The following is a 12,911-nucleotide window of genomic DNA, read 5'->3' on the forward strand; positions in this document are numbered from 1 at the left end:
TCCGGTCCAGCTCTTTCTTGCCGTTGTAATGTGACAATGAGTGTCCGAGCAGCTCCATTGCACTTTGAAATAAAGGTGACTCTATTGCCACAACTCCTCCTTAGTGACTAACAGAAATTGAACTCAAGCCTAGGAGATTGCGAAAATTTGACCGCTTCGTTATTCCGGTCTTTTCGAGCCCCAGCGCGCCAGCCAAAAATCCATAAAACAACAGCTTAGCCCACCTCATGTATTGCTGCCATGCAGTCGTTTGGCCTCTGCGATTCATACTTTCAATAGCACTGTATAAAACAGCCTCAGGCTGGGAACCAAGGTTGTGACGGGATACGAACCCCGGCCTGGTGCCGGGGGTCGCACAAGTATTTTCGGGAGTTACTGCAGCATTAACCTGTACTTCAGCGGCTACCACGCATAACCAGCGCTCCCGCACCCGCAAGCAATGCCCAAGTCCACAACGGAGCATTCTCTGCCCATTCACGGGCTTCTGGTTGGGTGCCTATAATGGCTGCGGCAATCAGTGCCACGGCGGTAATCCCTCGGCGCCAGCGCCGGTCGGTTCTGCGCTGTTGTTCCTGAAGGAGTGCCAGTGTGTCCTGGTTTTGTTTCTCGGTGGGGCCGGCGCTGCGTATTTGTAGCAGGGCGTCGTGGACCAGTTGCGGCATCTCCGGGGACTGTTCCAGCCATGCGGGCAGGTGGGTTTGTAGGGATTTGATCAGGCCAGAGGGGCCAATTCGCTTGCGCATCCATTTTTCCAGGAAAGGCTGCGCGGTGCTCCACAGGTCTAGCTCTGGGTAAAGTTGGCGGCCCAGGCCTTCTACGTTCAGCAGGGTTTTTTGCAGCAATACCAGTTGCGGCTGCACTTCCATGTTAAACCGGCGTGCGGTCTGGAACAGACGTAGCAGGAAGTGGCCGAAGGATATGTCTTTCAGGGGCTTTTCAAAAATCGGCTCGCATACGGTGCGAATGGCCGCCTCAAACTCATTCACCCGGGTATCGGGTGGTACCCAGCCGGATTGAATGTGCAGCTGGGCCACTTGCCGGTAATCCCGGCGGAAGAAGGCAAGCAAGTTGCGGGCAAGGTAGCTTTGATCATCTGGCGCAAGGGTGCCGACAATGCCGAAATCGATGGCGATGTATTTCGGGTCTGCCGGGTTGGAAACGTCTACAAAGATGTTGCCCGGGTGCATGTCGGCGTGGAAGAAACTGTCCCGGAATACCTGGGTAAAGAAGATTTCAACACCCTTTTCTGCAAGAACCTTCAGGTTTACGCCAGCCGCCTCCAGTGCGGGAACATCGGCAATGGGGATGCCGTATATGCGCTCCATCACCATCACGGTTTTGCGGGTGTAGTCCCAGTTGATAAAGGGAATATAGATCAGCGAGGAGTTCTCAAAATTACGGCGCAGCTGGCTCGCATTGGCAGCTTCCCGCTGCAAGTCCAGCTCGTCGTGAATGGTGGAGTCGTAATCGGCAACGACTTCTACCGGGTGTAGCCGTTTGCCCTCTGTCCAATACTTTTCAAGCAGGTTGGCCATTAAATACATCAGGGCGAGATCTTGGCGAATAACCTTGTCTATACCGGGGCGCAGTACCTTTACCACCACATCCTGGCCATTTAGCAGCGTAGCGGCATGAACCTGTGCCACAGAGGCTGAGGCCATAGGGTCTGGCCCGAATTCTTTAAACAGTTCGGATACCGGCGCCCCAAGGGAGGTTTCAATAATTTTGCGGGCAACGTCGCTGGGGAAGGGGGGCACCCGGTCTTGCAGGGTTTTGAGCGATTCTGCCATGTCGTCTGGCAACAGATCCCGGCGGGTAGAGAGGATTTGGCCGAATTTCACAAACACTGGCCCCAGTTCTTCCAGGGCCAGACGCAGGCGGTCGCCACGGTCGAGCTTTGGTTGGGGGAACAGGTGCCAGGGCGCCAGCAAGAAAAACACTTTCAGCGGTGCGGGAAGCTCCGCCATGGGCAAAAATATATCCAGCCGGTAGCGGCAGAATACCCAGGAAATGCGAAACAGGCGTTGCAGGCGGGTCACGGAGTCTCCGGTTTGTTGTGGGTGCCACGGTTTTCAATCTGGTTTATCCGGGCTTCCAGGCGCTCTGTGCGCAAGCTGAGAGAGTCGATATCCTCAAAGGTGGCTTCCAGTTCGCGGCGGCCGGGCAGGGCTCGGCTTTCTTCGTGCACATATTCTTCAATGTTGGCGTTCAGGGTACTGAACGCTGCTTGCTCCAGCTTACGGCGCTGCGAATGCGCTTGCCGATAAAGTGTGCAGGTACATCGCCTATGTGCCTGGCCATGGCGGCTTCCCAGTCTGGGTTAAGCTGGCCTAAGGCTCGTTGAAACTGGTGTGCCAGGGCGGTATCGCCAACTACCGCCAGGCGGTTATCTGTGAACACGCTGCTGTCGCCTGTAGCCAGTGCAGCGAAGGCTAGGGGCTTACCGATGATTTCCAATGCTGGTTCGTCTGCGGGCTGGCTGCGTACCTGCACTCGGTTGCCGGCTCTGTGTAGGGAGCACGTAAGGGGCATTGGGTCGGTAATGTGGAACTGTACCGGCCCCTCAAGCGCACCCAACAGCGCCTGTTGGCCAGCTGGGTCCAGCTCAAGCGCGTGGTTCAGGGCCCGCTCGATAATGGCTGTTACTGCCGCAAGTAAGGTCGGGCCGGGAAACATTAGGGCTTTATTCCTACGTGCAAGGCAACCACGCCACCGGTCATGTTGTAGTACTTGCAGTTCACCAGGCCTGCGTCCTCCATCATGCCTTTAAGCGTATCCTGGTCTGGATGCATGCGGATGGATTCCGCCAGGTATTTGTAGCTTTCGCTGTCGCCGGCAATAAGTTGGCCCATTAACGGCAGGGCGGTAAACGAGTAGGTGTCATACGCTTTGCTGAGCAGCGGGTTGGTGGGCTTGGAAAACTCCAGCACCATCAGTTTGCCGCCTGGCTTCAGTACGCGGGCCATATCCCGTAGCGCCTGGTCTTTGTCGGTTACGTTTCGCAAGCCAAAGGCTATGGATACGGCGTTGAAGTGGTTGTCCGGGAACGGCAGGTGCTCGGCATCGGCTTGCACGTATTCAATGTTGCCGGCATAGCCGCGATCGGTCAGCCGGCTGCGGCCTACCTGAAGCATGGATGCGTTGATGTCTGCGAGAACCACTTGGCCATCCCGCCCCACCAAATCCGAGAACTTCATGGTCAGGTCGCCGGTGCCGCCGGCAATGTCTAGCACTTTGTGCCCCGGGCGCACGCCGGAAAGCTCAATGGTAAAGCGCTTCCACAAACGATGGATGCCCATGGACATCAGGTCGTTCATGAGGTCGTATTTGCCCGCAACGCTGTGAAAAACTTCGGCTACCTGGCTGGCTTTCTGGCTTTTGGCCACATCCCGGAAACCGAAATGGGTGACGTCGTCCTGGCCATTGTCGGGGTTGGCCGGCGTTTGTTGCTCGCTCATGGGGCATGTCCTGTCAGAATCTGAACTTGGTATTCTAACGGTTGAGAGGGTTGCTACAAGGGTGGCGAGACGTTTAATACCGCCTTACACTGTAAAACTCATAACTTTTGAAGAGAAAACTGATACATGTCTGCAATTGATGTACATCGCGCCCATACTCTTGATAAAGACCATGCCCGCGAAGCCGCCGAGGCGCTGGCCCGGGACTTGTCCAGTCAGTTCGATCTCGATTACCAGTGGGAGGGTGATCACCTGAAGTTTAAGCGCTCTGGCGCTAAAGGCCATCTGAACATTACCGGTGACGACCTGCACGTGCATTTGGAGCTGGGTATGCTGCTGCGGCCCTTCAAATCAAAGATAGAACAAGAGATTTATCGCCAGCTTGATCAAATTCTGAAAGCCTGATCCTTCAGGTGTTTCTTAAAGGTCACCCGGGAGCATAAATGGCTCTGGGTGGCCGCTTAGGATGTTGTCTATAACCTGCTGTTCTCGAACAACTAATCGATCGATCAATAAGTCTACTTTGTCCATTTTCCGAAACGCGGAATACCCCCGGTGAAGGAAGTTGTGCAGGTCGGCGAGGTCGGCCATCTCCGCTGGTGTGCGGCTCATTGCGAGCAGCCAGCCCAATGTGCGGTTGCGCACATATCGGTCAAGTTGGTGCCCCACCTCCGCTACCAGTATTACCTGCTTTTTGCGTTGTTCTATCATCTGGCTGGCGCGGTATACCTCGCAGTAGTGTTCAGCGGTTATCGATTTGGCGGGAGTGCCACGTTCATCCAGCAACTCAGCCAGCTCAAGGTCTAGTTGCTGGGTAAGCAGGTTCAGTTCTACCAGCCCCGCAAGCACCTCCAGCTGTTGATCTGGCAGCCACTTGACCATTTTCGGGAATACGCGGTCTATGTTGTCGTCGCGCCGGGTCATGCTGGCGGGCGCGTAAAGATCGGTGAGCAGGAATTCCAGGCCAGAGTGGTAACCCGGGTGCTGATACAAATCCTGATGCGTCGACTTAAGGCGCTCGGCCTGCCAATCGGCAATCACGAGTGTGCTTTCGAGTAGCTGGTGCTCTGCTTTACGGTGCCGGAAATCGTGATAATCCAATAAAAGTTGTTGCAGGCGGCGAGCGCTTTCTGAGCGCACGTTTGTGCTAACAAGGCGCTCCCGATACATGGTGCCAACTCCGGTGTTCTGCGTAGAGGCGGTTAGTTTACCGGAGGGATGGCTCGCATGCAGTAAACCCGGCCAGTTGCCGGGTGTCGTTTTAGAGGCTGGGTTGTTCGGTTTTAGCCGTGAGCGGCAGCAGGCAGGGATTCAAAGCCGGGCAGCCATTCTTTGCTATCGAGGGTCACGAAGTGGCTGCGTGCCTGGGTTTCAATAATACGCACGGTAGTTGGGCTTTGTTGCGCGCTGGCAAGCATAGCCTGTCTGTCCAGAATGCGATCCAGCTCAGGGATCAGAAAGGTGCCGTGGCGCACATTTTGATAAACAGAGGTATCGGTGCGCGCCATCCATTCGAGCAAGTTCTCTATGTTGCGAACAATGGTCAGGTGGTCGCGGGTGGCGCAAAACAGCTTGCTTAACAGTTGTTTTTTACGCGGGTTCATCTTGCCGAAAAACGTTTGCCCGTAGGCGGATGAGGGCGCGCTGTTAACCAGGCGGATCACCCAAGGCCACATGCCGTGGCTCACTGGCTCTAAAAGTGCTGTTACCAGCGGGTGAACTTTTCCTTGCGGCAGAGCCGAGGCTTCAAGAACCACTTCTACGCCTTCGTAGAGTTCCGGCCGCTGTTTAGTGGCCTCGAGAATGACAGCGCCGCCCCGTGAGTGGCCATGAACCCGAATGTTGCGTGTGCTGGGCAAATTCGCCAGAGCCTGGTTCAGAATGCTGGCATCATACTCAATGGTGCCTTCCAGGTGCTTTATTGGCACTTCCCAATCCGAGGTTTCCGGTGTTACGCCGTTAACCGGTATATGGTAGTTGCTGCAAGTAAGCAGAATCAGCTCGGTGGTTGGTGCGTCGTAAGTCTGGGTGAAGTAGCAGTGGTTTTCCAGAAAGCCATGCACGCCGATAACGGTTTGTTCTGCTTCGCCACTGTGGTTGCGAACAGAAACCGCGCCTTCACCCACACGATAAACCCGCCCCGAGAACATCTCCGAGTAGGCGATATCGATTGGCTTGATCAGCTTGCGAATATGGCTTGCTTTCATAATGCGTCTCCTCCCAGCGCGGCTACAGCCTGTTTTTGGACGTTGGTCGTTCGACCTTGGTTGCGCTGGTACCTCTGTTGTACTCCCATTCGGCCCGATCTTTATTGGCACAGGTAACGCCGCTATTGCCTTGCTGTGGCCAATCGATAACCGTATGGATCGTGACATAACTATTACAGCAAGGCTTATAACCAGTATAGAGTGAAGGTATAACCATGTGTAATTTTTTGTAACCTTGTGCGGCTGGTGTGGTATGTCTGGCACAATGGCTGGCGCTGTGTTTTTTAACTCCACACTTCCGGGGACGTTCGGGTTTGAGTCACGAGAAAACGCACCTTATGCTTCCTGCGGATTCAGCCTGGCTGGCTCTGGAGAGCCCTCGAAACCCCATGACCATTACCGTCATGATGCGGGCAGATGGCCTTACAGCGCCTCGGTTACGGGAATTTTTGGGCGTGTACTGGATGGCTTGGGAGCGTTTTCAGTATATGCCGGTCAAGCGGGCGCCCGTTTGGCGGTGGGAGCCAGATCCGGTTTTTGATCTTAAGCATCATCTGGATGTAGTGCTTGACCGTTTTACAGAATCTTCTCTGCAAGAATGGGTTTCTGCCCGTCTGAACCAACCCTTGCCTTTATATCGCCCTCTTTGGAAGTTTTGGTTGGCACCGAACGCCGAGGGCGGCTCGGTGTTGTTGCTTCGTGTACATCACTGTTATGCCGACGGCGTATCCCTCACGGGCATTTTTGATCGCCTGTGCTCGGTCTCGCCACAGCAGCACCCGGCGGTATACGGCGCGCGACACACCGAGGATTGGTCGCCTTGGGTGTCGGCAGCCAAAGATCGGTTTGAGCAAATGCTTGGTGGGGCAACCGCTACCGCAACGGCCGCCAAAGAACAGAACGCCGCGCCTGAAAGCCACTTGGAGCAGGCCAGTGCGCTGTTCGAGCAACTGGCGAGCAACGGTTTGAAGCTGGTCAATGAATTCAGTGATTTTTTGGCAGAGCCAGAGGACACGCCATCCGACCTCAAGCGCCCGCTACTTGGCGAGCGCCATTGCCGGTGGTCTGCACCCGTTCCGCTGGATCGGTTTCGCTCAATTGCCAAGGCGACCAACGTAACCATCAACGATGTCTTGCTCAGCTGCGTGGCGGCGGCGGTTCGGCCTCGCCTCGGTGTTTCTGGGGCAAGCCTGGAAAACGCAATAATGCATGCAGCGGTTCCTGTTGATATTCGCGACCGCCTTCCGGAAGACCTGAAGCCGAAAGCGGGCTCGCTCGGTAACTACTTCGGCACGGTGTTTGTGCCCTTGCCTGTAGATGGCGAGAGTGCACTGGAGCGGCTTTACCGCATCAAGCAGGAAACCCGGCGGTTGAAAAAAAGCTGGCAGCCCGGAATAGCCTGGGGCTTGTCGGCCTGTGCCTCTCTGATTCCCGAACCCCTGCGCCAGCCGCTTTCGGATGTGTTTTATCGCAAAGCCAGCGCTGTGGTGTCGAACGTGCCCGGCACCCCAGAGGCCCGCTATATTGCCGGCTGTCGTATTACCGAGCAGATGTTTTGGGTGCCTCAGGCCGGTGATATAGGGCTTGGTGTCAGTATTGTTAGCTACGCCGGGCAGGTTCAGTTTGGTGTAGTGGCAGACGAGGCTGTGCTAGCCGACCCCGCAGAGTTTCTGAAAGATTGCCTGCACGAACTGACTGAACTCCCTGGTGGTTCACCTATTGTTGTTTGAGGTCTACAGTGAATGGATAGACGCGAAGCTTCGCGTTGTCATTTACAAACACAACAAGAGGTGACGACCATGATATACGCACAACCTGGAAAACACGGTTCTGTTGTTTCTTTCAAATCCCGTTACGAGAACTATATAGGTGGTGAGTGGGTTGCTCCGGTTAAAGGCCAGTATTTCGAAAACATTACGCCGATTACCGGTGAGGTGATTTGCGACATCCCGCGCTCCTCTGCCGAAGATGTTGATTTGGCGCTCGATGCTGCACACAAGGCCGCGCCCGCCTGGGGTAAAACCTCACCAGCAGAGCGCTCCAACATTCTGCTTAAAATTGCCGACCGTATAGAAGCCAACCTGGAGAAGCTTGCGGTTGCAGAAACCTGGGATAACGGCAAGGCGGTTCGTGAAACCCTGAATGCCGATATCCCTCTGGCCGTAGACCACTTCCGTTACTTTGCGGGCTGTATCCGGGCCCAGGAAGGGCACATGAGTGAGATTGATCAACATACCGTGCTTATCATTTTCATGAGCCTCTTGGTGTGGTTGGTCAGATTATCCCGTGGAACTTTCCGATCCTGATGGCTGCGTGGAAACTTGGGCCCTGCCTGGCCGCCGGCAACTGCACGGTGTTCAAGCCGGCGGAGCAGACCCCCGCCAGTATTCTGGTGCTTATGGAAATTATTGGTGATCTGTTGCCGCCGGGTGTTATCAATATTGTGAATGGCTATGGCATTGAAGCTGGCGAAGCCCTGGCAACCAGTAAGCGCATTGCCAAGATCGCTTTCACAGGCTCGACACCGGTTGGTTCGCACATACTCAAGTGCGCAGCGGAGAACATCATCCCGTCAACGGTTGAGCTGGGTGGCAAATCTCCCAATATCTATTTCTCCGATGTTATGAAGGCTGAGCCGGAGTTCGTGGACAAGTGTGTGGAAGGCCTTGTTCTGGCGTTCTTCAACCAGGGCGAAGTGTGCACTTGCCCATCCCGTGCGCTGGTGCAGGAAGATATGTTTGAAGAGTTTATGCAGAAGGTGGTTGAGCGCACCAAAGCCATCAAGCGCGGCAATCCGTTGGATACCGATGTACAGGTAGGTGCCCAAGCCAGCAAGGAACAGTTCGACAAGATTATGTCCTATCTTGAGATTGGCAAACAGGAAGGGGCGGTCGTTCTTACTGGCGGAGGCAGGGAAGAAATGGACGCCGAATTCAATAACGGCTTTTACGTTCAGCCCACCTTGTTTAAGGGTGATAACAATATGCGGGTGTTCCAGGAGGAAATCTTTGGCCCGGTTGTGGGCGTAACCACGTTTAAAACCGAAGAAGAAGCCTTGGCCATCGCCAACGATACGGAGTTTGGGCTGGGTGCCGGTGTCTGGACTCGAGATACCAACCGTGCTTATCGTATGGGGCGTAGTATTCAGGCTGGCCGGGTTTGGATGAACTGCTATCACGCGTATCCGGCACACGCGGCCTTTGGCGGTTACAAAAAATCGGGTGTTGGCCGTGAAACCCACAAGATGGCGCTTGAGCATTATCAACAAACCAAGTGCATGCTGACCAGCTACGACATCAACCGTTGGGTTTTTTCTGACCTGACGGCGGCAGCGGTCTCGATGAGGCCGCGGCCATATCCTTTAGGTGCGTCGTTAAGCCATCCTGAGGCAGGAATAGACAGGAGCAGCTATGAACAAAAATGGAGTCAGTGAAATCAACACCCAGACCAGAATAGAAACCGACAGCCTGGGCGACGTCCATGTGCCCGTTGACGCACTTTGGGGTGCCCAGACCCAGCGCGCCATTGATAACTTTCCGGTTAGTGGCCAGCCAATGCCCTCGGCCTTTATCTCGGCGGTAGCTCTTGTTAAACAGACAGCGGCAGAAGCCAATGCCAGCCTGGGGCTCTTGGATAACGGCCGTTGCGAGGCTATTGCGGAGGCCTGTCAGGCGCTTATCCGTGGGGAATATGCCGATCAGTTTCCGGTTGATCGTTACCAGACCGGCTCTGGCACCAGCACCAATATGAATGTGAACGAGGTGATTGCGGCCATTGCAGCCAGCAACGGCGTAGAGATGCATCCTAACGACCACGTGAACATGAGCCAGAGTTCCAACGATGTGATCCCTACGGCCATTCACTTGAGTTCGGTTATTGGAGTGCAGGAGCGGCTTATTCCTGCACTGACGCATTTGCGCGGTGTTATTTACGAGCGTGAAGCCTTGTTCTCTGAGCAGGTAAAAACCGGCCGCACCCATCTTATGGATGCGATGCCGATTACGCTTGGCCAGGAGTTACGTACGTGGCGGGAGCAGATACATGCAGCTGAAAAGCGCCTTGATGCCGCAGCAAACGAGCTGCTTGCAGTGCCTCAAGGTGGCACTGCCGTAGGCACAGGCGTAAATGCCTTGCCGGAGTTTTCCCGCCAGTTTGTGAAGTTTTTGAAAGCAAATACCAGTTACTCGTTCCGCTCTATGGAGCACAAGTTCGTAGGGCTGAGCGCGGTGGATGGTCCGGTTGCGCTCTCAGCGCAATTACGTGGATTGGGTATAGTGCTCACCAAGATTGCCAATGATTTGCGTTGGATGAACAGCGGGCCAATTCACGGGCTTGCGGAGATCACTCTGCCGGCCCTGCAGCCAGGCAGCAGCATTATGCCGGGCAAGGTTAACCCGGTTATTCCCGAGTCTGTGGCCATGGTGGGGGCTCAGATAATGGGGCTCGATAGCGCTAATGCCGTTGCAGGGCAGTCGGGTAATTTTCAGCTTAATGTAATGCTCCCCCTCATTGGCGCCAACCTGCTGGATATGATCGGTTTGCTCGGAAACGCAACCAGTATGCTGGCAGACAAAGCCATCCGGGGTTTTTCAGTAAACACCGACACGCTGGATGCCGGTGTTCGGCGCAATCCGGTTTTGGTGACAGCACTTAATCCTGAAATCGGTTACAGCCTGGCTTCGGAGATCGCCAAAGAAGCCTACAAAACCGGCCGGCCTGTAATTGATGTGGCGGAAGAAATGAGTGGCCTTGGCCGGGAGCGTTTGGAAGAATTGATGGACCCGCTTAAATTGACCCGGGGCGGAGTCGCTTGAAATAAACGAATCAGGAGTACCGGCGTTTGCTGATATCCCTGAAGTTATTTGTGATGTTGGTTCTGGCTAATGGCGCGCCAGTGGTTGCTGCAATGTTTCTGCGGCGACGCTGGTCAGCACCGGTGGATGCCGGGCTGAACTGGTTTGATGGTCGGCCGTTGCTGGGCAAAAGCAAAACTTGGCGAGGGATCGTTGCTGGTGCGCTGAGTTGTGCGTTGTTCGCCCTGGCTTCTGGGCAGGGGTTTATGTTCGGATTGCTTTTCGGCGTGCTGGCACTGGCCGGTGATCTGCTCAGCAGTTTTATCAAACGCCGAACGGGGCTTGCGCCCAGCGAGCGCATGCCGTGGCTGGATCAGGTGCCCGAGGCGGCTTTTCCTGTGTTGCTGGCTATGGGGTGGGGGCTGATTGGCGCTTGGGCCGGGTTGTTCATTGTTGTGTTCTTCACGTTATCCAATATGTGGATATCGCCCTTGCTTTATCGCCTGGGGGTCCGGCGCCAGCCTCACTGAGACGGCCCGCGTGTCAGGGTGTGAATAGTCACTTCCGGCGGGCAGTTAAGCCGCACGTTAATCACAGAAGTGCCTGACCCTGGCGATGTGTATCCATGCATGCCGTTTGCTCGCCAGTAGCCGCGGCCGAGATGGCGCGGGCAGTCGGCATCCAGTGTGAGGGGGATACCCCCGGGCAGGCAGATCTGGCCGCCATGGGTATGCCCGCACAGAAACATATCGTAGCCAGCGTGGGAGCTTCCCGCCATATTTCAGGTGAGTGGCTGAGTAGAAGGCTGACACCTCCCGGGGGGATGTCATCGCCAGCACGATGCAGGTTGTGAACCTTGTAGAAGTGCGGGTCATCAACCCCTGCGAGATACAGGTGTTCACCACTGCGCTCTATCGGAACCATCTCATTCATCAATAGGGCGTAGCCCATGTCTTCCAGAGCTGGCACCATGCGCACACTGTCGTGGTTGCCAAGCACCGCGTAGGCTGGGCCCCGGATCGCATCGCGCAGGCGCGCCATACCTTCCAGGGCGGCTTCGATTGGCCCCCAGGTCTGCTTGCGGTAATCGCCAGTGAGCACGCACAGGTCGTAATCCAACGGAGAAATCTGTCGTATAACTGCCTGCAGGTTGGCTTCATCCATATCCACATGGAGGTCTGTCAGGTGGAGGATGCGAAAACCCTCGAAACTCGCTGGCAGGCCTGGCAGAAGAAAGCGATTATGGGCTGTATTCAAACGCAGGCTGTTGGCCTGCCCACGACCGAGGAGCCCTGAGATTTTCAGACAGAAGCGAATAAAGCCGGGCGCAGACGTCAGGTTTTCCAGATGAAATGAGAAGCGATCCCGGCCGAACACTCTGGCTTCTGCTTCACGCTCAATGCCCAGACGCTGGCGAGCATGAACTGGCCCCAACCTCAGGCTCAGGCGGTACTCCAGAAGCTCGTCCTGGTGTTCCGGTTTTCTGGCCAGTGAGGTCATCGGTTGTCCTCTGGTTTCGGGCCGGGTCTGTGCATCGCTTTGCCACACCTTTGTTCCTATTATGGTAGCCAACAGAAGGGATGCAACCCGGTTAGCACAATGTTCATGTATTTGCGGGGAACTTTTTTCATTTCAGTTTTCTAACAATCAGTCAGGGCAAACTCTGACAGACATAATAGCGCCAATTGGAAAAGTGGCCGATTAGCAGCCACAATCTGTAGTCTGTACACATTCAAATTCGTAGTAGAGGTCTTTATGACATCATCTTGCAGTATCCCCGGCCTGAACGTAGCTCGTAGCCGCTTCCCGGAGCCGGAACAGGATCTGCCAGCCGCAGAAGGTGAACAAAGGGTCGTTCTTGCTGGTGGTTGCTTCTGGTGTGTGGAGGCGGTGATTCAGGCAATGGATGGGGTAACCCGAGTGGAGTCTGGCTATGCTGGCGGTTTGCCGGAGACTGCCAACTACGAAGCCGTGTGTTCAGGCACCACTGGCCATGCGGAGGCCGTGGATGTGCACTATGACCCCGCCCGGGTCAGCTTTGGGGAGTTGCTCAGGGTGTTTTTCTCGGTGGCTCACGATCCGACTCAGCTGAACCGCCAAGGAAACGACAGGGGCACGCAATACCGCTCTGCCGTGTTTTACGAAACTCCGGAACAAAAACAGGTTGTGGGATCCTACATTCGTCAATTGAATGAGGCGGGAGTTTACTCGGACCCTATCGTAACCGCCCAGGAGCCGTTAAACGCGTTTTACCCGGCCGAAGTGCATCACCAGAATTTTGCTGCCCGCAATCCACGCCAGCCATACATAATGGCGGTGGCAGCTCCGAAAATGGAAAAACTGATTGATGGTTTTAGTGACCGGCTTAAACCGGAATACACCGATACCAAGTCTGATTGAAATGCCAATTCCCATTCTGATTCCGGGGACAACTCGGCCTGAGGAGATGAACA

At 55.2% G+C, this 12,911-nt stretch carries 10 protein-coding genes and 2 pseudogenes; 6 read left to right on the plus strand and 6 right to left on the minus strand.

The window, feature by feature from the left end; all coding sequences use genetic code 11:
* Positions 1-395: 395 nt before the first annotated feature.
* The 3 genes and pseudogenes from ubiB to ubiE all read right to left on the minus strand — a co-directional run bounded on the left by ubiB (position 396) and on the right by ubiE (position 3,458).
* Positions 396-2,039 (minus strand): ubiquinone biosynthesis regulatory protein kinase UbiB, encoded by a 1,644-nt coding sequence (gene ubiB / locus BCA33_RS04310; RefSeq protein ID WP_071263701.1) that lies wholly within the window; start codon positions 2,037-2,039, stop codon positions 396-398.
* A pseudogene (locus tag BCA33_RS04315) lies at positions 2,036-2,676 on the minus strand (SCP2 domain-containing protein). Before BCA33_RS04315 ends, ubiB begins: the two are co-directional and overlap by 4 nt.
* Complete coding sequence (gene ubiE, locus BCA33_RS04320; RefSeq protein ID WP_071263703.1) at positions 2,676-3,458, minus strand: bifunctional demethylmenaquinone methyltransferase/2-methoxy-6-polyprenyl-1,4-benzoquinol methylase UbiE; 783 nt, start codon at positions 3,456-3,458, stop codon at positions 2,676-2,678. The pseudogene BCA33_RS04315 and the gene ubiE overlap by 1 nt, the downstream one beginning before the upstream one ends.
* A 126-nt stretch (positions 3,459-3,584) precedes the next feature.
* Between ubiE and BCA33_RS04325 the strand changes: the two genes are divergently transcribed.
* Positions 3,585-3,863 carry a polyhydroxyalkanoic acid system family protein gene (locus BCA33_RS04325; protein WP_071263705.1) on the plus strand — a complete coding sequence of 93 codons (279 nt, stop codon included), beginning with the start codon at positions 3,585-3,587 and terminating at the stop codon, positions 3,861-3,863.
* Between the two features lie 15 nt (positions 3,864-3,878).
* Here BCA33_RS04325 and BCA33_RS04330 read toward each other — a convergent pair whose 3' ends face one another.
* Positions 3,879-4,628 carry a hypothetical protein gene (locus BCA33_RS04330; RefSeq protein WP_071263707.1) on the minus strand — a complete coding sequence of 250 codons (750 nt, stop codon included), beginning with the start codon at positions 4,626-4,628 and terminating at the stop codon, positions 3,879-3,881.
* Between the two features lie 113 nt (positions 4,629-4,741).
* A complete protein-coding gene (locus BCA33_RS04335) occupies positions 4,742-5,665 on the minus strand; it encodes an alpha/beta hydrolase (protein ID WP_071263709.1) in 924 nt (307 codons plus the stop codon).
* Between the two features lie 314 nt (positions 5,666-5,979).
* Between BCA33_RS04335 and BCA33_RS04340 the strand changes: the two genes are divergently transcribed.
* The 4 genes and pseudogenes from BCA33_RS04340 to BCA33_RS04355 all read left to right on the plus strand — a co-directional run bounded on the left by BCA33_RS04340 (position 5,980) and on the right by BCA33_RS04355 (position 10,988).
* Entirely contained in the window at positions 5,980-7,395 is a 1,416-nt protein-coding gene (locus BCA33_RS04340; protein ID WP_071263711.1) for a WS/DGAT domain-containing protein, read from the plus strand.
* A gap of 69 nt (positions 7,396-7,464) precedes the next feature.
* Positions 7,465-8,966 (plus strand): annotated as a pseudogene (locus BCA33_RS04345) (aldehyde dehydrogenase family protein); the annotation flags it as partial.
* Positions 8,967-9,075: 109 nt separating this feature from the next.
* Positions 9,076-10,479 carry a lyase family protein gene (locus BCA33_RS04350; protein ID WP_071263713.1) on the plus strand — a complete coding sequence of 468 codons (1,404 nt, stop codon included), beginning with the start codon at positions 9,076-9,078 and terminating at the stop codon, positions 10,477-10,479.
* Positions 10,480-10,505: 26 nt separating this feature from the next.
* Entirely contained in the window at positions 10,506-10,988 is a 483-nt protein-coding gene (locus BCA33_RS04355; RefSeq protein WP_071263715.1) for a CDP-archaeol synthase, read from the plus strand.
* A 61-nt stretch (positions 10,989-11,049) separates the two neighbouring features.
* Here BCA33_RS04355 and BCA33_RS04360 read toward each other — a convergent pair whose 3' ends face one another.
* Entirely contained in the window at positions 11,050-11,958 is a 909-nt protein-coding gene (locus BCA33_RS04360) for a metallophosphoesterase (RefSeq protein ID WP_254774177.1), read from the minus strand.
* Between the two features lie 255 nt (positions 11,959-12,213).
* On the opposite strand from BCA33_RS04360, the gene msrA reads away from it, so the two are divergent.
* Complete coding sequence (gene msrA / locus BCA33_RS04365) at positions 12,214-12,858, plus strand: peptide-methionine (S)-S-oxide reductase MsrA (RefSeq protein WP_071263717.1); 645 nt, start codon at positions 12,214-12,216, stop codon at positions 12,856-12,858.
* Positions 12,859-12,911 lie beyond the last annotated feature (53 nt).

Origin of the sequence: Marinobacter sp. AC-23 (assembly GCF_001858325.1) — a bacterium.
GTDB lineage: Bacteria > Pseudomonadota > Gammaproteobacteria > Pseudomonadales > Oleiphilaceae > Marinobacter.

Coding starts and splice junctions, on each gene's coding strand:
- ubiE (WP_071263703.1), bottom strand. CDS start 3,458: ATGAGCGAGCAACAAACGCCGGCCAACCCCGACAATGGCCAGGACGAC.
- BCA33_RS04325 (WP_071263705.1), top strand. CDS start 3,585: ATGTCTGCAATTGATGTACATCGCGCCCATACTCTTGATAAAGACCAT.
- BCA33_RS04330 (WP_071263707.1), bottom strand. CDS start 4,628: ATGTATCGGGAGCGCCTTGTTAGCACAAACGTGCGCTCAGAAAGCGCT.
- BCA33_RS04335 (WP_071263709.1), bottom strand. CDS start 5,665: ATGAAAGCAAGCCATATTCGCAAGCTGATCAAGCCAATCGATATCGCC.
- BCA33_RS04350 (WP_071263713.1), top strand. CDS start 9,076: ATGAACAAAAATGGAGTCAGTGAAATCAACACCCAGACCAGAATAGAA.
- BCA33_RS04360 (WP_254774177.1), bottom strand. CDS start 11,958: ATGACCTCACTGGCCAGAAAACCGGAACACCAGGACGAGCTTCTGGAG.
- msrA (WP_071263717.1), top strand. CDS start 12,214: ATGACATCATCTTGCAGTATCCCCGGCCTGAACGTAGCTCGTAGCCGC.